This is a genomic window from Campylobacter devanensis (genome assembly GCF_002139915.1).
GTDB classification, from domain to species: Bacteria; Campylobacterota; Campylobacteria; order Campylobacterales; family Campylobacteraceae; genus Campylobacter; species Campylobacter devanensis.
Window position 1 is genome coordinate 940360 of record NZ_CP018788.1, and the last position, 19190, is coordinate 959549.

The 19190-nt window shown below is 33.2% G+C and carries 21 protein-coding genes; all 21 read left to right on the forward strand.

Annotation, left to right across the window (positions count from 1 at the left end; translation table 11 throughout):
- Window positions 1-480, forward strand: a complete 480-nt coding sequence (gene coaD, locus CIGN_RS04695) for a pantetheine-phosphate adenylyltransferase (RefSeq protein WP_086224338.1) — start codon at window positions 1-3, stop codon at window positions 478-480.
- Window positions 470-1048 carry a dTMP kinase gene (gene tmk / locus CIGN_RS04700; RefSeq protein ID WP_086253366.1) on the forward strand — a complete coding sequence of 193 codons (579 nt, stop codon included), beginning with the start codon at window positions 470-472 and terminating at the stop codon, window positions 1046-1048. The genes coaD and tmk overlap by 11 nt, the downstream gene beginning before the upstream one ends.
- A complete protein-coding gene (gene hisS / locus CIGN_RS04705; protein ID WP_086232007.1) occupies window positions 1045-2274 on the forward strand; it encodes a histidine--tRNA ligase in 1230 nt (409 codons plus the stop codon). Before tmk ends, hisS begins: the two co-directional genes overlap by 4 nt.
- A complete protein-coding gene (speA, locus tag CIGN_RS04710) occupies window positions 2271-4112 on the forward strand; it encodes a biosynthetic arginine decarboxylase (RefSeq protein ID WP_086229096.1) in 1842 nt (613 codons plus the stop codon). Before hisS ends, speA begins: the two co-directional genes overlap by 4 nt.
- 2 nt (window positions 4113-4114) lie before the next feature.
- On the forward strand, window positions 4115-4786 hold the full coding sequence (gene cysE, locus CIGN_RS04715) for a serine O-acetyltransferase (protein ID WP_086227134.1): 672 nt from the start codon (window positions 4115-4117) through the stop codon (window positions 4784-4786).
- A gap of 2 nt (window positions 4787-4788) precedes the next feature.
- Complete coding sequence (locus CIGN_RS04720) at window positions 4789-5961, forward strand: pyridoxal phosphate-dependent aminotransferase (protein WP_086302507.1); 1173 nt, start codon at window positions 4789-4791, stop codon at window positions 5959-5961.
- A gap of 91 nt (window positions 5962-6052) precedes the next feature.
- Complete coding sequence (gene smpB, locus CIGN_RS04725) at window positions 6053-6508, forward strand: SsrA-binding protein SmpB (protein WP_086224325.1); 456 nt, start codon at window positions 6053-6055, stop codon at window positions 6506-6508.
- A 10-nt stretch (window positions 6509-6518) separates the two neighbouring features.
- Window positions 6519-7130 carry a thioredoxin domain-containing protein gene (locus CIGN_RS04730; RefSeq protein WP_086302509.1) on the forward strand — a complete coding sequence of 204 codons (612 nt, stop codon included), beginning with the start codon at window positions 6519-6521 and terminating at the stop codon, window positions 7128-7130.
- Window positions 7120-7419, forward strand: coding sequence for an ATP-dependent Clp protease adaptor ClpS (locus CIGN_RS04735; protein ID WP_086233274.1), 300 nt, complete (start codon window positions 7120-7122; stop codon window positions 7417-7419). The genes CIGN_RS04730 and CIGN_RS04735 overlap by 11 nt, the downstream gene beginning before the upstream one ends.
- A complete protein-coding gene (locus CIGN_RS04740; protein WP_086302511.1) occupies window positions 7419-9506 on the forward strand; it encodes an AAA family ATPase in 2088 nt (695 codons plus the stop codon). The genes CIGN_RS04735 and CIGN_RS04740 overlap by 1 nt, the downstream gene beginning before the upstream one ends.
- Before the next feature lie 3 nt (window positions 9507-9509).
- Window positions 9510-10172: a leucyl/phenylalanyl-tRNA--protein transferase gene (aat, locus tag CIGN_RS04745; protein WP_086302513.1), complete on the forward strand. Its 663-nt coding sequence runs from the start codon at window positions 9510-9512 to the stop codon at window positions 10170-10172.
- 41 nt (window positions 10173-10213) lie between these two features.
- Entirely contained in the window at window positions 10214-10654 is a 441-nt protein-coding gene (gene flgB / locus CIGN_RS04750) for a flagellar basal body rod protein FlgB (RefSeq protein ID WP_086224315.1), read from the forward strand.
- A 10-nt stretch (window positions 10655-10664) separates the two neighbouring features.
- Entirely contained in the window at window positions 10665-11159 is a 495-nt protein-coding gene (flgC, locus tag CIGN_RS04755) for a flagellar basal body rod protein FlgC (protein WP_086227907.1), read from the forward strand.
- A 4-nt stretch (window positions 11160-11163) separates the two neighbouring features.
- A complete protein-coding gene (gene fliE / locus CIGN_RS04760) occupies window positions 11164-11454 on the forward strand; it encodes a flagellar hook-basal body complex protein FliE (RefSeq protein WP_086224311.1) in 291 nt (96 codons plus the stop codon).
- Complete coding sequence (locus CIGN_RS04765; protein WP_086227141.1) at window positions 11454-13289, forward strand: peptidoglycan D,D-transpeptidase FtsI family protein; 1836 nt, start codon at window positions 11454-11456, stop codon at window positions 13287-13289. The genes fliE and CIGN_RS04765 overlap by 1 nt, the downstream gene beginning before the upstream one ends.
- Window positions 13290-13356: 67 nt before the next feature.
- On the forward strand, window positions 13357-14445 hold the full coding sequence (gene mqnE / locus CIGN_RS04770) for an aminofutalosine synthase MqnE (protein WP_236844800.1): 1089 nt from the start codon (window positions 13357-13359) through the stop codon (window positions 14443-14445).
- Between the two features lie 8 nt (window positions 14446-14453).
- Window positions 14454-15776: an NCS2 family permease gene (locus CIGN_RS04775; protein WP_086295882.1), complete on the forward strand. Its 1323-nt coding sequence runs from the start codon at window positions 14454-14456 to the stop codon at window positions 15774-15776.
- A 4-nt stretch (window positions 15777-15780) separates the two neighbouring features.
- On the forward strand, window positions 15781-16224 hold the full coding sequence (locus tag CIGN_RS04780; protein ID WP_086302517.1) for a phosphoribosyltransferase: 444 nt from the start codon (window positions 15781-15783) through the stop codon (window positions 16222-16224).
- Window positions 16225-17370 (forward strand): MFS transporter, encoded by a 1146-nt coding sequence (locus tag CIGN_RS04785; protein WP_236844739.1) that lies wholly within the window; start codon window positions 16225-16227, stop codon window positions 17368-17370.
- Window positions 17354-18538 (forward strand): glycosyltransferase family protein, encoded by a 1185-nt coding sequence (locus CIGN_RS04790; protein ID WP_180380189.1) that lies wholly within the window; start codon window positions 17354-17356, stop codon window positions 18536-18538. Before CIGN_RS04785 ends, CIGN_RS04790 begins: the two co-directional genes overlap by 17 nt.
- Window positions 18526-19188: a pilus assembly FimT family protein gene (locus CIGN_RS04795; RefSeq protein WP_086242816.1), complete on the forward strand. Its 663-nt coding sequence runs from the start codon at window positions 18526-18528 to the stop codon at window positions 19186-19188. The genes CIGN_RS04790 and CIGN_RS04795 overlap by 13 nt, the downstream gene beginning before the upstream one ends.
- The last annotated feature ends 2 nt before the right edge of the window (window positions 19189-19190 follow it).

Genomic DNA, 19190 nt, shown 5'->3' on the forward strand with positions numbered 1-19190 from the left:
ATGAAATCATGCATATATCCAGGAACCTTTGATCCTATCACTAATGGTCATCTAGATGTTATTAGACGAGCTTGTAATGTCTTTGATAGAGTTATTGTAGCAGTAGCACTAAATGAGTCTAAAAAGCCGTATTTTAACTACGATCAACGAATCGAACTTGCCCGCTTAGCGACTAAGGAGCTATCTAGTGTTGAAGTTACAGGATTTAATAATCTCTTAATCGATTTTGCTAAATCACAAAATATTAATACTGTTGTGCGAGGTCTAAGAGCTGTGAGTGATTTTGAATATGAATTACAAATTGGTTATGCAAATGCTTCGTTGTGGAGCGAATTTGAGACGATTTATTTTATGCCAAGTCTTAAAAATGCCTTTATTTCTAGTTCTATTGTCCGCTCAGTTTTACGCCACGATGGTGATATTAGTTCACTTGTCCCATCTAAAGTATATAAAAAAATAAAGGAAGAATATGCTAATTAATTTTGAAGGTGTCGATGGAGCTGGTAAATCTACTCAAATAAATCTGCTAAAAGAGATTTACAAAGATGCTATAATAACTAAAGAGCCAGGTGGCACAGAGCTTGGATTGATGATTAGAAATTATTTAATGAGTAGTGCAAGTAAAATATCACAAAGAGCAGAAATTTTTCTATTTTTAGCAGATCGTGCCGAGCATTATGAAAAAGTTTTAAAACCTAATTATGGAAATTTGATTTTAAGCGATAGAAGCTTTGTATCTGGTCTTGCATATGCTATGGCAAATGATGATAATCTAGATATAAAAACCTTAATTGAACTAAATAAATTTGCGCTTTGTTCAGATTTTGGAGATAAATTTGTATTTTTAAAAGCAAATGAGAATTTAATCCGTCAAAGGCTTTTTAGTAGAGGTCAAAATGATGATATTGAAAGTCGCGGAATTGAGTATTTAATGAGAGTTCAAGGATTTATGAGTATAATATTCGCCGATTTAAAATTTGAAGTCTTAGAGATCGATGCCTCACTAAGCCCAGAAATTATACATAATAAAATAAGGAAATTTATATGATTAATGCTCTTCGTGGTATGAAAGACCTACTTGAAAACGATGGAAAACTATATAAATTTATAATTGATACCTGTGAAGCTGTGGTTAAAAACTATGGCTATGAGTTTTGCGAAACACCAAAATTAGAAGAGACCGCACTATTTAAGCGAAGTGTTGGCCAAAGTAGCGATATAGTTGGTAAAGAGATGTATCAATTTATAGATAAAGGCGGCAATGATGTCTGTCTTCGCCCTGAAGGAACTGCTGGAGTCGTAAGAGCATTTATAGAGAATAAATTTGATAGAGCTGGTGGGGTTAAAAGATATTTTTATCACGGTAGTATGTTTAGATATGAGCGTCCTCAGCGTGGACGTCTAAGAGAATTTCATCAATTTGGCGTAGAGTGTTTTGGGGAATCAAGTGTATATGAGGATGCATCTGTAATTTTAATGTTAAATGAGATTTTAAATAGGCTTAAAATTAAAACCACACTAAAAATCAACTCACTAGGCGATAGTCAATGTATGCCAGCATATAAAGAAAAATTAGTTAAATTTGTTGAAAATAATAAAGAAAATTTATGTGATGATTGCTTAAGAAGACTTGATACTAACCCTATTAGGATACTTGATTGCAAAAGCCAGAGTTGTCAAAATATCTTAAAAGATGCTCCGCTTATTACTCAAAATTTAAATCAAATTTGTAACGATGATTTTAATAAACTTCAAGAGATTTTAAAAGCAAATGGAGTTGAATTTCAAATCGATCCAAAACTCGTACGTGGGCTTGATTACTACTGCAAAACTGCCTTTGAGTTTATCAGTGATGATATTGGCTCTCAAAGTGCCGTAGCAGGTGGCGGTAGATATGATAAACTCTGTGAATATCTAGATGGCAAACCTACTCCAGCAGTTGGCTGGGCTATGGGTATTGAGAGAATTATGGAGATTTTAAAGCAAAAAGAGTCGCAAAATACCCGTCAAGGTATCTATATCTGTGCTTTAAATCCAAATTTAATTGATGAAATTTACAAAATCGCTCAAACTCTAAGAAAAAGATATATAACCGAAATTTCATATGAAGCCAAAAGCCCAAATAAGCATCTAAATATAGCTGATAAAAAGGGATTTGAGATATTTTTATGTCTTGGCGATGATGAGTTTAGCCAAGGTCAAATTTGGTACAAAAATCTACAAACAAAAGATGAAAAACGAATATCTATAGCAAATTTGGAGGGTGAAATATGACACACGACTATGGACTAAGCCTGTGGGGAGATTCAAATTTTATCACTGATAGTGGCAAAGTCTGCTTAAATAGCGACTTAAAACCAGCACTTATTGATATCGTAAAAGATATTAGAAACGATGGTTATCGTGGACCACTTTTACTAAGATTTCCACACCTTATTAAAAAACAAATTGTACAGGTATACTCTAGTTTTGAAAGAGCAAAAAAGGAATTTGGCTATAGTGGCAACTTTAATGCTGTATATCCATTAAAGGTAAATCAATATCCAGGATTTGTAGAAAATCTAGTTAAAATTGGAGAAAGCTATGGATATGGATTAGAGGCTGGCTCAAAGGCTGAGTTACTACTAGCTATGGCCTATAATAACTATGGCGCACCAATTACCGTAAATGGATTTAAAGATAACGAGCTAATTGATATTGGTTTTATCGCTGCTGAGATGGGACATAATATCACTCTTACAATAGAGGGATTAAATGAGCTAAAATCGATAATCTCTACTGCCAAAGAGAGATTTAAACCAAAGCCAAATATCGGCCTTAGAATCAGACTTCATAGTAGTGGTACAGGCGTATGGGCTAAAAGTGGCGGGATAAACTCTAAGTTTGGACTTACATCTACAGAGCTAATTGAAGCAGTAAATTTACTAAAAGAAAATAACCTAATTGAGCAATTTACTATGATTCATTTTCATATTGGAAGTCAAATAAATGAAATTCATCCGCTCAAAAAAGCCCTTATAGAAGCTGGAAATATATACGCCGAACTTCGTAAAATGGGAGCAAAATCTCTAAAAGCTATAAATTTAGGCGGCGGTTTGGCTATTGAGTATTCACAATTTAAAGATAATCCAAGCAGGAATTACACACTTAAAGAGTATGCAAATGATGTTGTGTTTTTACTAAAAAGCATTGCTAATCAAAAAAATGAGATTGAACCTGATATATTTATAGAAAGCGGTAGATATATAGCTGCATCTCATGCTGTATTAGTAGCTCCTGTACTTGAGCTATTTAGTCAAGAATATACAGAAGAAAAACTAATATTAAAAGAGAACAATCCTCCACTAATTAGTGAATTATATGATCTATATAGAAGTATAAAGCCAAGCAATGCCATAGAGTATCTCCACGATGCAATCGATCATATGGAGAGTGTTTTGACACTATTTGATTTAGGCTATGTAGATTTACAAGATAGATCAAATAGCGAAATTTTAGTCCATTTAATTATGAAAAAAGCGATCTCACTTTTAGGAAATAAACAAAATTATGCAGAGCTTTTAAAAATTCAAGAAGAGGTGCAAGAGAGATATTTGGTTAATTTTTCAATGTTTCAAAGCTTGCCTGATTTTTGGGGACTTGGACAAAACTTCCCTGTAATGCCGCTTGATAGGCTTGATGAGCGCCCTACTCTGTCTGCTTCTATATGGGATATAACTTGCGATAGCGATGGCGAAATAAGCTTTGATGCGACCAAAAATCCGCTATTCTTGCATGATGTTGATTTAGAAAAAGAGGATTATTTTTTAGGGTTTTTCCTTGTTGGTGCATATCAAGAGGTTCTTGGAATGAAACACAATCTCTTTACCCACCCTACTGAAGCTACAATAATCATCAATGAAGAGGGCAATTATGAGATAAAAAATATTTTAGAATCACAATCCGTTATGGATATATTAGAGGATTTAGACTATGATATACATGCTATTAGAGATACTTTAAATGAACGAATAGAAAATTCAACACTAGTAGATGAAAAACAAAAAAAGCATATTCTAGGCGAACTATATCTATTCTTAAACGATAATGGATATCTAAAAACCATAGGCTAATGATGGGTATTTTTCAAATTATTAAAGAGGATTTATCTCAGCCTAAAGTACAAGATCCAGCATATCGTAGCTGCATAGATCTTATCTTTAATTATCCTGGAGTATGGGCAGTAGCCAATCATAGAATTATCCATATTTTATGGAATAAAAAGTGGCATAAATTAGCCAGAATACTTGCTGGAATTAGTAATTTTTTAACCAGAGTTGATCTACACCCAGCAGCAGTTATTGGAAGAAGAGTATTTATTGATCATGCTACTGGAATAGTAATTGGTGAGACAACTATAGTTGGCGATGATTGCTTGATTTATCAAGGAGTTACCTTAGGTGGGGTAAGTTTAGATAAAGGCAAACGCCATCCTACATTAGAAAATGGCGTAGTTGTCGGTGCTGGAGCTAAAATTTTAGGCAATATCACCATAGGAACTGGCTCAAAAATTGGTGCAAATTCAGTTGTAGTAAAAGACGTACCACCACACTCTACGGCTGTAGGAATTCCGGCTAAATGCATTAGCAGTGATAATCGTCCATTTGAACACAATAAGCTACCAGATATCACAAAAGAATTGCTAATCTATCTAATAGATCGCATAGAAAATCTTGGATGTCAAGGAAGTGATAAAATAGTATTAGACAAAAAATATCAAGAGTATATTAAATCAATAAAGGAGTAAAAATGTTATTATCTAAAAGAATTTCAGTTCTAAGCGAGAGTCTTACAATCGCAATTAGCTCAAAAGCCAAAGAGATGAAAGCTGCTGGGCTTGATGTTATTAGCTTTAGTGCCGGAGAGCCTGATTTTGATACACCAGAAGTTATCAAAAATGCGGTAAAATCAGCATTAGACAATGGTTGTGGTAAATACACGCCTGTCCCTGGTACACCTGAGGTCTTAGAAGCTATTGCTACAAAGCTAAAAAGAGATAATAATCTAAACTACAAACCAAATCAAATTATTACAAATGTAGGTGCCAAACACTCTTTATTTAATCTATTTTCATGCATTATCAATCATGGAGATGAAGTTATAATTCCATCTCCATACTGGGTAAGCTATCCTGAAATAGTAAAATATTGTGGTGGTACTCCAGTGATAGTTGAAACAAGTGAAGATAATAAATTTAAATTAACAGCCAATCAAATCAAATCAGCAATCACTCCAAAAACAAGAGCTATAGTGCTAAATAGTCCAAGCAATCCATGCGGTGGCGTATATAGCAAAGCCGAACTTGAAGAGATTGGCAAAGTATTAGAAGGTAGCGATATCTTGGTAATTAGCGATGAAATTTATGAAAAACTTACATATAATGGTGAGTTTATAGCAGCTGCAGCAATTAGCGATGATATGTTTAAAAGAACAATAACAATAAATGGTTTAAGCAAATGCGGAGCGATGCCAGGGTGGAGATTTGGGTATATGGCAAGCAGTATCGATGAGCTAAATAAAGCTGTTAGAAAACTTCAAAGCCAAAGCACTAGCAATATCTCAAGCATAGTTCAAGCTGGAGCTATCCCAGCGCTACTAGGAGAAGCTGATGCTAATATAGAGTATATGAAAAGTAAATTTATAGAGCGTAGAGATTATGCTGTAAAAGCTATAAATGATATAGAAAATTTAAGTGTAGTATGTCCAGATGGAGCATTTTATCTATTTATAAACTGTAAAAATGTAGAGCCTGACTCAATGAAATTTTGCCAAGAGCTATTAGAAAAAGCCCTAGTAGCTACTGTGCCTGGCGTAGGATTTGGTATGGATGGATATTTTAGAGTTAGTTTTGCATGCGATTTAGATAGTTTAAAGCGTGGTATTGAGCGTATAGCTGAGTTTGTCAAAAATTATAAAAAATAACAATAAGAGTGCTAGAAAGGCACTCTTATTTAGACTAAATTCATAATATTTAGCTATAATTCTAAGCTTACAAACTATAAAAAGTATCAAAATGGGAAAAGAACTAGCAAGAAACAAAAAAGCACTTCATGATTATACAATTATAGAAAGCTTTGAAGCCGGCATAGTCTTACAAGGTAGCGAAGTCAAGGCACTTCGTGCTGGTAGAGCAAATTTAAAAGATAGCTTTGTAAGAATCATCAAAGGTGAGCTCTTTTTGTTAAACGCACACATAAGCCATCTACAAACTGCTCACTCACACTTTCGTCCTGATGAGAGATCGCCTAGAAAGCTCCTTATGCACCGCAAACAGATAGATAAACTCCTTGGCAAAGTTAGCACCGATGGGCTAACAATCGTAGTTTTGAGCCTATATCTAAACCACAAAAATATAGTAAAAGCAAATATCGCCCTAGCCAAAGGCAAAAATTTACACGATAAAAGAGAAGCTCTCAAAGAAAAACAAGCAAATTTAGAAGCTAGAGCCGCTCTAAAAAGATATTTATAAAGGATAAAATATGAAAAATATTAAATTTATAGCCCTATTTTTAATAGCACTTTTCGCACTTAATGGATGTAATCAAGATAAGACAACTCAAACTCAAATAGAACAATCAAACTATTATAAAACAGGCGATGAGATAGAATTAACCAGTATAATCGGCACTAAAGCTACGATAATTCGCACTGAAAATGGCTTTAAACTCAAAGATAGTGATAAAATTCTAATGCTTGATATATTTGGAACTTACTGCGCCCCATGCCAAAAAGAGGCTCCACATTTGATGGATTTTCAGCTTAAAAACGCAGATAAATTTATGATAATTGGCTTAATTCACTTTGAAGATGTAAGTGATGAGTATATTTTAGAGAATTTTAGTAAAAAGTACAATGCCTACTACTTTATATCAAATTCAAAAGAAAATAGCAAGATTATAGATCAAGCTCTAAATGATATAAGCTATAATAGAGCCCTTTCAATTCCATTTAAAGTAGTATTAAAAGATGGTAAATACCAAAATCTAAGCGATAATCTAGGCGGTACAACAACGCAAAATAAATTCTACCTAGGTGAAGTAAGCACCAACACAATTAGCCAAGATATAGATAAGATCTTAAATGCAAACTAAAAGATCATTAACTTCAAAAACAAAATTAAAAGAGTTTAAACCAACTCTTTTTAAGGTGATTTTATTAAACGATGATGTAACTACAATGGATTTTGTAGTGATGGTGCTTTGTGAAATTTTCAATAAAGAGCTAAAGCAAGCTATAGAATTGATGATGAAAATTCATAAAAATGGTAGCGCTGTTTGCGGAATTTACACAAAAGAGATCGCCCAAACCAAGCAAAACCAAACCCTAAGCCTAGCTAAGGCAAATGGATTTCCATTAAAATGCGTTATAAAAGAGGATTAATGATAGAACAAAATCTAGCAATGTCAATAAAACAAGCTAATGACTTAGCTTTAAGCGAATCGCATGAGTATATTAGTACTGAACATATTTTATATACTCTAACATTTGATAAGGAATTTATAAAAATTCTAGAAAATATCGGTATTAATGATGTTATAGCTTTAAGAAATGATCTAATAAATATACTCAAAGAGTCTCCAAAATCTAGCGAAAAAAAGCCACCAATTCTTACTCATAAGCTTAGTGAATTATTCTCTAGCATTACTGCTGAGGAAAATTTTGGAATTGAGGAGTTTTTAGATGAAGTTTTGAGCGATAAAAACTCACAAGCCTATCAACTACTTGAATTTCACGGATTAAATTTAGATGATAATGAACTACTATCTGTAGCTACAAATTTAAATGAATTAGTCAAAAATCATCAAATAGACCCTGTGATAAATAGAGATAAAGAGATTGACAAAGCTCTTCAAATTCTATGCCGCCATAAGAAAAATAATCCGATTTTTGTAGGTGAAGCTGGAGTTGGTAAAACCGCAATAGTCCAAGGAATAGCCCAAAGAATAGTAGATGGAAAGGTTCCTGATAGATTAAAAGATAGCGTGATTTTTAGCTTAGATATCTTTGCTATTTTAGCTGGAGCGAAGTATAGGGGTGAGTTTGAAGAGAGATTAAAAGAGATTATAAGTCGCTTAAAAGATAATAAAAATCATATAATTTTCATAGATGAAATTCACACTATATTAAACACAGGTAGCAATGACAATGGCCAAGATGCGGCAAATATCTTAAAACCACACTTAGCAAATGGTGATATAAGGTGTATTGGCGCAACTACTTATAGTGAGTTTAGAAATTTCAATAAAGATAGAGCCTTGCTTCGTAGATTTAATAAAATAGATGTCGCCGAACCAAGCAAAGAAGAGACCTTAGAGATATTAAAAGGCTTAAGGCCAACCTATGAGAAATTTCATAATGTCAAATATAGCGATGAAATTTTAAGCCAAAGTATAGAGATGGCTAAGAGATATCTAACTGACAAATTCCTGCCTGATAGCGCTATAGATATCATTGATGAGGCTGGCGCATCGGCAAATATCGAGAATAAAAAAAGCGTAACAAAAACCAAAATCAATGAAATTGTCTCTAAAATAGCCAATATCTCAAATATCCAAACAAGCTCTGATAACACTCAAATTTTAAAAAATCTATCCACTATATTAAACCAAAAAATATTTGGCCAAGACCTAGCTATAAAGAGCTTAAATGACGCTTTAATCACATCATACGCAGGATTAAATGAGCCAAATAGGCCAATTGGTGTATTTTTATTTACTGGAAGTAGCGGTGTGGGTAAAACTGAGTTAGCAAAAGAGTTAGCAAATGCTTTAAATATCCATTTTGAGAGATTTGATATGAGCGAATATATGGAGAAACACGCCGTAGCTAAGCTCATTGGCGCACCTCCTGGATATATAGGGTTTGAAAATGGCGGAATGCTTACAAATATGGTTAAAAAGCATCCTTATAGCGTGATTTTGTTTGATGAGATTGAGAAGGCTCATCCAGAGCTATTAAATATATTTTTACAGATTTTTGATAGCGCAACTCTAAGTGACGCAAGTGGAAATAAGAGTGATTTTAAAAATACAATTATCATAATGAGCTCAAATTTAGGCACCAAAGAAGCACCGATTATGGGCTTTAATAAAGATGATAGCGATAAAACAGATAGAGCTGTGAAGGGATTTTTTGCTGCGGAGTTTAGAAATAGAATCGATAAGATTATAAATTTCAACACTCTAAGCCACGAAGTCTTAGAAAAAATAGTCCAAAAAGAGATAAAAGAGCTAGAGCTATCAGCAAAAAAAATCTCTATATCTATTAGCAAAAATGCGATTAATGAGATTATTAAACTTGGATATAGTAGCGAATTTGGCGCTAGAAATCTTAAACGAACTATTAAAGATAAAATTAATCTTAAGCTATCCAAAGAGCTGCTTTTTGGTGCTTTAAAAAATGGTGGCACTGCCAATATTGATTTTAATGGCAGTGAGTTTGAGTTTAAATTTATCCAAGCAAAATAGCTAATGAACTCTATTTTTCCAAATCCATTAACTGCTCCAAAAGACGCTCCACTAGCATATGGTGGTGACCTAAGTAGTGAAATTTTACTTGATGCGTATATGCATGGTATTTTTCCATGGCCGTGTGATGGGGTGATATTTTGGCATAGCCCTGACCCAAGGGCAATATTTTATCCACAAAATATTAAAATTCAAAAGAGTTTAAGGCCATTTTTAAGGGATTATAGAGTTAAATTTGATTATAATTTTGCAGATTTTATCAATTTTTGCAAAACTCATAGAGAACAAAATGAGCCAACTTGGATAGATCAAAATGTTGTAGATAGCTATATTAAGATGCACGAATTAGGCTACGCTCACAGCGTGGAGGTCTATTATAATGATGAGCTTATTGGCGGGCTTTATGGGCTGATTTTTGGTAAGATTTTTTGTGGTGAAAGTATGATTAGTAAAGGCAAAAATGCCTCCAAAGTCGCTCTAATCACACTAGCTAAGGCATTAGCAAAATATGATTTTATCATAGATGCACAAGTAATGAATCCTCATCTTAAATTTATGGGAGCTCAGGATTTAGCTAGGGATGAATTTTTGACTCTGCTTAAGATAAAATCAAATCAATCAAGCGGATTTGAAAATTTTAAAGATTTAGAGTTAAATTTGGAATAAATATTGCTTATGTATTGCAATAAATTTAAAAAGGATATATGATGTACGCAGGTTTTAGTACTAGCAAATCAAAACAATTAGTAGATTCGGCTCTTGGTAGTAGGGTTGCTAGAAACCAATTAATAGCTAGCAATATTGCAAATATCGATACTCCTTTTTATAAAGCTAAAGATATCGATTTTGAAACCGCTTTAATAGAAAAAAAAAGAGAGGTATATAAACTAGGTGCTAGTGAGCCAAAATTAGAACTCGCTAGAACAAATGATAAACATTTTGCCGCAATCGATTTTCCATCAGTTAAGATTCCAACTATATATCTAAGAGATGGTCATATGGCTAGAAATGACGCTAATACTGTCGATCTAGATATCGAAACTAGCGAAATGAGTAAAAATGTTTTAATGATTCAAGCACTAGATTCAGCTAGCAAAAAACATGGCGATATCTTTAAAAGCGTAATAGATGCAAGTGGAAAAATATAAAGGATAAATAATGGCATACTTAAGTGATTTTGATATTAGTGGATATGGACTTAGTGCGCAACGCTTTAGAATGAATGTAATTAGCTCAAATATAGCTAATGCAAATACTACTAGAACAGCCGAAGGCGGCCCATACCGCCGTAAAGAGGTTGTATTTAAGGCAATTGAATTTGATAAAGAGCTAAATAAACAACTAAATGCTAAAAATGACTTTTTAGAAAATGAGAATCCTTTAGATGATCCAGATGCGCCAAGATTTCCAAAACCTGCGATCTCAACTGTGGTAGTCGATAAAATCGTACGTGATGATAAAGATTTTAAAATGAAATTTGATCCAACTCACCCAGATGCAAATGAAAAAGGTTATGTAATGCTACCAAACATAAATCCAGTCATTGAGATGGCGGATTTAATAGAAGCAACAAGAGCATACCAAGCAAATGTATCAGCATTTCAAAGTGCCAAAGCGATAGCGACAAGTGCTATTGATATGATGAAAGGATAATTGAATGAACATTAATAATATATCAAATTTAAATCCATTAGAGCAAAAAAGTAGTAAAAATGATAATTTACTAGACCAAAGTTTCTCTGATATTTTAACCAAAACTCTAGGCGAACTAAATGACGTCCAACAAAAAGCTGATAAAGCAGTAGCTGATCTAGCAACTGGAGAAGTAAAAGATCTACACCAAGCAGCGATTGCAATCGGCAAAGCAGAAACTAGCATGAAACTAATGCTAGAAGTAAGAAATAAAGCTATAAGCGCATATAAAGAGATAGCAAGAACACAGCTATAATGAGCCAAAATAGTAGCCAAAGCAAAGTATATGTAGTATTTTTGCTAATTGTTCTTGGTATCTTTATATTCTTAACAGTTATATTTTACCGATCTAGTATCGAGCGTCGCCTTCCAAAACTCCAAAGTAGCGACTATACCAGTGCTATGCGTGGCTCTATATTAAGCCAAGATGGTTTTAGCCTAGCAAGCAGTCAAAAACTCTTTAAAGCGATGGTAGATACTAGAAATATTGATCCAAATAAAAAAGAGTTATTTATCAAACTATATACTTTATATAGTGGTGATGACCCTAAAAAAATTAGAAAAATCCTAGCAAAAAAAGGTTTAGTAACTCTATCATATGAGATTGATGCCAAGGGTGCTGCATATCTAAAAGAGTTAGCTAGAAAGCTATATAGAAATAAAGTATTTATCGCATATCAAGATCCAAAAACCGGTATAGTCTCTACTCAAGGAATGAGCATTATAGAAAGCGGTGAAAGACGAATATATATGGCAAGTGACGCTTTAACGCCAGCTATTGGCTACATTAAAAAGATTGAAATAGATGGTATTACAAAAGTTGAAGGAGTAAAAGGAATTGAAAAAGTATATGATAACTTGTTATCCTCTACTCAAGATGAGCTAACAAAAGGACCAAGAGATCTAGCAAATACAATAATTTTAAGTAAAGACGCTGAGCTATCTCGCCGTATTGATGGCTATAATGTCGTGCTAAATATTCCATTAAAACTACAAAAAATATTAGAAAAAATGGCTGTAGCAAAGATGAATGAACTAATTGCTAAAGAAGTTATAATAGGCGTTATGGAGGCTAAAAGTGGAGCTATAATTTCACTAGTTTCTACCTCTAGATACAATCCATCAAGTATCACTAAAAAAGATTACCAATCACTAAATTCAACAGCAAGCGAATACGCTTATGAGATGGGTTCAGTTATGAAACCATTTATCTTTGCCCTACTTTTAAAAGCTGGCAAAATCGATCCGCTTGAGATAATAAATGTCTATGGTGGTAAATATAAACTAGGTAAACGAACAATCACTGACAGTCATAAAAATGATACCCTAAGCGCCCAAGATGTAATCGTAGAATCTTCCAATGTTGGTATGATTCAAATTGTAGATAGATTAAGCGAATTTGAACTTTATAATGGTCTTTTAGAATTTGGATTTTCTCAAAAGAGCGGAATAGATCTAAGCTATGAACAAGTTGGCAATATACCGTCAATCTCTAAACTAAAAAATAAGGTATATAAATCCACGCTAAGCTATGGTTATGGCGTCCAAGCTACATTTATACAGCTTCTAAGCGCCTATAATGCAATCACAAATGATGGTGTTATGGTTACACCACGCATAGCTAGTCATCTAGAAAAAGATTCTAAAACCTATAAATACAAAGAACAAGAGTTTACCCAAATTCTCTCAAAAGCTCAAGCTCAAAAGATGAAAGATATCCTAATCAAAGTTGTAGAAAGTCCTAATGGAACTGCTAAAAGAACACAAATCCCAGGCCTAATAATTGGCGGCAAAACTGGTACTGCACATATCGCTACAAGTGGTGGTTATAGCGATAAGCGCTATAATGCAAATTTCTTTGGCTTTGTCCGTGATGCCAAAGGCAAGGAATATACAATTGGCGTTTTAGTACGTGAACCAATGAAGCCATATCCATACTACTATGCTTCATGGAGCGCATTGCCAATATTTCGCTCAACTATCGAGCTAATGGTAGAAAATGGCTACCTAACTCCAGCTAAACTAGACCCAAAAGCCATTAAAGCCATTAATGCTAAAGAGGGTAAGAATATAAATGTAATATTAGACTAAATTTAACGCAAATAAAATCTTTTTAAGTCTCTTTTGCATATAATTTAAGTTTTATTTTTTAGGTAGGATTATGAATTTAATAGACAAGTTAGAAAACAATCAAAGATTGGAATTTGATGATGCTATCAAGCTTTATGATTTAGATCTATTTACTCTAGGCAAATATGCCAATAAAATCAGAGAAGCTAAAAATGGTAAAAAGGTATATTTTAATATAAATCGCCATATAAATCCGACTAATTTATGTGCTGATGTGTGTAAATTTTGTGCCTTTTCATCTCATAGACAAAGTGCTGATAAGAGTTATACAATGAGCTATGAGCAGATTATTGAAGCAGTAGATAAAAGCGTATTAAACGGAGCCAAAGAGATACATATAGTCTCTGCTCACAATCCAAATGTATCATGGCAATGGTATCTAGAGATATTTAAAATGATAAAAAATAAATATCCAAATTTACACATAAAAGCACTTACTGCAGCAGAGGTTGATTACCTACATAGAAAACATGGCTTAAGCTATGAAGAAGTGATAGAAAAGATGATTGAGTATGGTGTAGATAGTATGCCTGGCGGTGGGGCCGAGATATTTGATGAAGGCATTAGAGCTGAGATCTGCAAAGGCAAAGTAAGCAGTGATAACTGGCTTAAAATTCACTCTCTTTGGCATCAAAAAGGTCACCAAAGCAACGCTACAATGCTATTTGGTCATATAGAGAACAAAGAGCATAGAATCGATCATATCCTTAGAATTCGCTCGCTACAAGATCGCTCCCTAGCTCTAAATAACGGCGGTGGATTTAATGCTTTTATCCCATTAGTTTATCAAAGAGATAATAACTATCTTAAAAATATCCCATTTTTAGGCTCAGTTGAGATACTAAAAACTATGGCTATTAGTAGAATTTTACTTGATAATATCAATCATATTAAAGCTTATTGGGCTACTTCTACTTTAAATTTAGCTCTTGTAGCACAAGAATTTGGTGCTGATGATCTAGATGGAACGATAGAAAAAGAGAGTATTCAAAGCAGTGCTGGAGCAGCAAGTAAAAATGGTAAAAGTCAAAAAGAATTTATAGAGCTAATTCAAACAAGTGGATTTATACCAGTTCAAAGAGATAGCCTATATAATGAACTTATAATATACAATTAGAAAGAAATATGGATATATTTAAGCTCAAACAAAACAATACAACTGTAAAAACCGAGCTAAATGCAGCTCTTACTACATTTTTGGCTATACTTTACATAGTTCCAATTAATGCGCTTATCTTAAGCGATGCTGGTATGCCAAAGGAAGCTTTATTGGTAGCGACAGCCCTTATCACGATTCTAGCAACTATTTTTAATGGCTTATGGGCTAACACACCAGTAGCACTAAGCACGGGAATGGGATTAAATGTTTACTTTACATATAGCATGGTAATTGGTATGCAAATTCCATGGCAAACTGCACTTGGAGCGATATTTATAAGCTCAGCTATATTTACAATTTTAAGCTTTACAAATTTTCGCCTTTGGATTATCAAAAATATCCCACTAGATCTTAGGTGTGCCATTAGTGCTGGTATTGGTGCATTTATATGTTTTATTGGTCTATCTAAAATGGGTTTAATAGTTGCTAGTCCAGCTACTAAAGTTGCTATTGGCAATATTAGCGATCCTAAAGTTTTAGTTGGTGTTATAGGAATTATATTTATGATACTATTTTGGACTTTAAAACTGCGTGGCGGATTTGTTTTGGCAATTGCTGTAACATCAATTGGAGCGTGGATATTTGGAATTTATGAAACACCAAAAGAGATAATCTCGATACCTGTTAGCATCGCTCCTATTTTTGGTGAGCTTGATATATTTTCAGCACTTCAAATTTCCCTTCTTCCGGCTGTTTTAACTCTATTTGTTACTCATCTATTTGATAGCATAGGCACTCTTACTGGAGTTGGAAATAGAGCCAATCTATTTACACACGCTGATGGCGAAAAAAAATTAGCCAAAAATTTAGAAAGCGACGCAATAGCTGGCATGGGTGGAGCCATTATAGGTACAAGTACAATTATAACATGTGTAGAGAGTGCAAGCGGTGTAGAAGCTGGTGGCAGAACAGGACTTACGGCTGTATTTATAGGAATGTTTTTTATATTTACCCTATTTTTCTTACCACTATTTGGCTCTATTCCAGCTAATGCTATCTATCCAGTACTTGTAATGGTAGGTATTTTAATGTTTAGTGAACTTGGCAAAATCAACTACAAAGATCCAGCTATTTGCGTTTCAACATTTTTAACTGTGATATTAATGCCGCTTACATACTCTATTACAATAGGATTGAGCGTAGGATTTATATCATATTTTATTATTAAATTAGCACTAAGAAAATGGGAAGATCTGAATTTAGGCGTAAGTACACTAGCTATTATTAGTCTATTTGCCTTTATTGCTAGTTCAGCACCTAATCTATTTAAATCAATAATTGGAGGCTAAAAATATGACATATTATGATTTTAGCTCATTTGAACATGATGCCAAAATTTTAGCTAAAAGAGCTAGAGATGAATTTAATCCAGATGTTATTTTAGGTATTGCTAGAGGTGGATTAACTCTAGCTCATTTTTTAGCAAATGCGCTCAATATTAGAGATTGTTTTAGTCTAAACTCTATACATTATGAAAATACTACAAAGCTAGATACTGTCAAAATCTACAATATCCCAGATCTAAGCAAATTCAAAAGAGTATTAATTACAGATGATATTATCGATAGTGGCGAATCTATAGTAGCTATCAAAAAAGAGATCAGTAGATTATATCCAAATTTAGAAATTGCTGTAGCTACTATATTTTATAAGCCAAAAGCTTTGATGTTACCTAATTTTACTATCAAAGAAGCTGATGATTGGATTGAGTTTTTTTGGGATTTAAGTTTAGAATAGATGATTATGCGAGCTGAGATTTTAATATACTATTTTTGCACAGGACTTACACTATGTATTCTTTATGCAACCCAGCCAATTGGTCCTATATTTGAAAGTGAACTTGGTATATCTAAAACTCAAGCTGCTCTATTTACTACTGCGATAATGACTCCACTAGCATTTGCTGGAATATTTTATGGCTATCTACTTGAAAAAATTGCTATTAAAAATATCTTAGTCGTAGCGTTTTTACTTCTTGGTATTAGCGAGATTATTTTTAGCTTTGCTAATTCATACTTTTTATTATTAAATATTAGAGGATTTCAAGGGTTGCTAATCCCTGCTGTGCTAACTGGAATAATGAGCTATATAAGCCAAATTTCATCAAAAGATAATGTAGCAAGTGCTATTGGTATATATATTGGAGTTACTATTATTGGTGGATTTATGGGGCGAGCATTAAGTGGATTTTTTACAGATATATTTGGCTGGAGACCATTTTTCTTTATTATTGGCTGCGTTGCTATTTTTGCTTCAATTTTACTACTTAAATTTAGCAAAAATATCAAAGCTAGCTACCTAAAACCACACTTAATAGATGTAATCCATACTCTAAAGCTTCGTCATAATCTTTATATATTTTTAATGATTTTTGGAATATTTTTTACATTTCAAGCGATGCTTAACTTTATCCCATTTGAACTAGCTAGAATTGATGAAAACTATAATTCATCAAAGGCTGGAATGCTATATATTGGCTATTTAATTGGTGTTTTAGTTGCGTTTAATACTAAAAAAATTACAGCTCTATTTCACAGTCCAATAACTGCTATAATAGCTGGAATCATAACCCTTATCATTGCTATTCAAATTTTTAGGATCGAGAGTTTTGGACTTATTTTTGTAGCAATGGTAGTCTTTTGCCTTGGAAATTTTATAACCCACTCTATTGCTAGTGGATTTATAAATAAGATGGCTACAACACATAAAGGAATCTCAAATGGTCTTTATGTAAGCTTTTACTATTTTGGCGGAGCGCTTGGTAGCTTTATCCCTGGACTTATTTATATGCCTTTTGGCTGGAATGCCTTTTTATGGCTTCTTAGCGTTATTAGCTTTATTTCATTAATTTTTATTTTGGTGATTCGTGATATCAAGGCTTAATCTATTTTGGCTTTTTATAGCCCTAGCTTTAAACTCGGCTCTTTTAATCTTTAGCATGAGCGGATTAAGCATTAGCTATTATGAAGCACAAATTTATTATAGCAACTCAAATTTAGGTTTTATATTACGCTATATTAGCTCTATTTTTGGCGATAATGAGATAGTAATCCGTGGTCTATTTTTAACACTTCATATTGCAAACTCACTACTAATCTACATCATTTCTCTAAGAATCCTAAAACGCCAAAGCGACTGCGTGATAGCTGCAATTTTATATATGTTTTTACCTGGCGTACTAGTTAGTGCATTAATAATCAATCAAGCTAGTATTGCGATATTTATTACGCTTATTGTAGTATTTTTACAGCAACGACAAATGTATATCTTAATGAGCTTAATACTGGCTTTGAGTCTATTTTTTAGCAAACCATTCATCGCACTTTATCTGGCTATTATGCTATTTGGACTTTTTAGCAGAGATAAAAAATTTGCCATAATTGGCGCATTTTTTTGCATAGCGTGGTACTATTTAAATGGTTTAGAATCTAGCGGAAAACCACGTGGGTATTTCCTAGACTCAATAGCGGTATTTGCTGCAGTATTTTCACCATTGCTTTTTATATACTTTATATATACGATTTATAGGATTTGTATTAAAGAAATTAAGAGTTTTTTATGGTTTATTAGCCTAACTGCCCTTGGTGTATGCTTGCTTCTTTCTATGCGTCAACGTGTAGAATTAGAATTATTTTTACCATTTTGTGTGATTTTAGTACCAGCAATGGTAAGAACATTTTTTAGTTCATATAGATCACGCTTACCACGTTTTAGAGTACTTTATAAGTTGATTTGTATTATTGTTTTAGTTACATTAGCACTAAATAGTTTAGCTATTATTTTTCATCAATATTTATATATTTTTCTAGATAATCCCAAACATCACTTTGCCTATAAATATGACATTGCAAAAGAGCTAGCAAAAGCTCTAAAAGATCGCCAAATTACTGCTATTTCAACCAACCCAAATCTAGCTCTAAGGCTAAAATTTTATGGAATTCCAATGGGCGGTAACTATTATTTAGATACTACTTATAAAAAATCATGCGAACAAATAAAAATATATAAATTTAATAAATCCATAGCTAAATTTTATCTATGCAAAAAATAAAAGCTTTTAGCCTATTTGAATTAGTAATTGTAATGGTTGTGATTGGTGTTTTACTCTCAATCACAACCATAAATTTCAAAAATGATGACCTAGCACGAGCAGCAAATCAAGTTGCTAGCCATATAAGATATACGCAGTTTTTAGCACTCACAGATGATAAATTTAACCCAGAAGATAAAAACTGGACTAAATCTAGATGGCAAATTTACTTCACTAAAACAGTTGCTGGTAAAAAAGTATTATATTATTCAATCTTTAGCGATAGTGGAGGATATAGCGGAAGTCCAGATGGAAAAGAAATTGCTAAAAATCCGCTAAATCCAGCTAAGGTTTTATCAGTCTCACACGCTGGAATCTCTACCATTAATCCAACTGATGAGCTAGATTTGATGGAAAAATTTAACCTAAATGATGTAGAGCTTTTAGGTGGTTGTTCTCAAAGTGGCTCAACTAGAATTAGCTTTGATAATCTTGGACGACCATTTAAAGGTAATCCAAAAAGTGCCGATAACTCCACGCATAATCTAATTACCTCTACATGCCAAATTCGCCTCACTCACCAAAATGGCAACTGTATATATATAAATCTTGAGCCAATCACTGGATTAATTAGCATTGATAAGCCGCAAATCCAGTGTAAAAGCAATTAAAA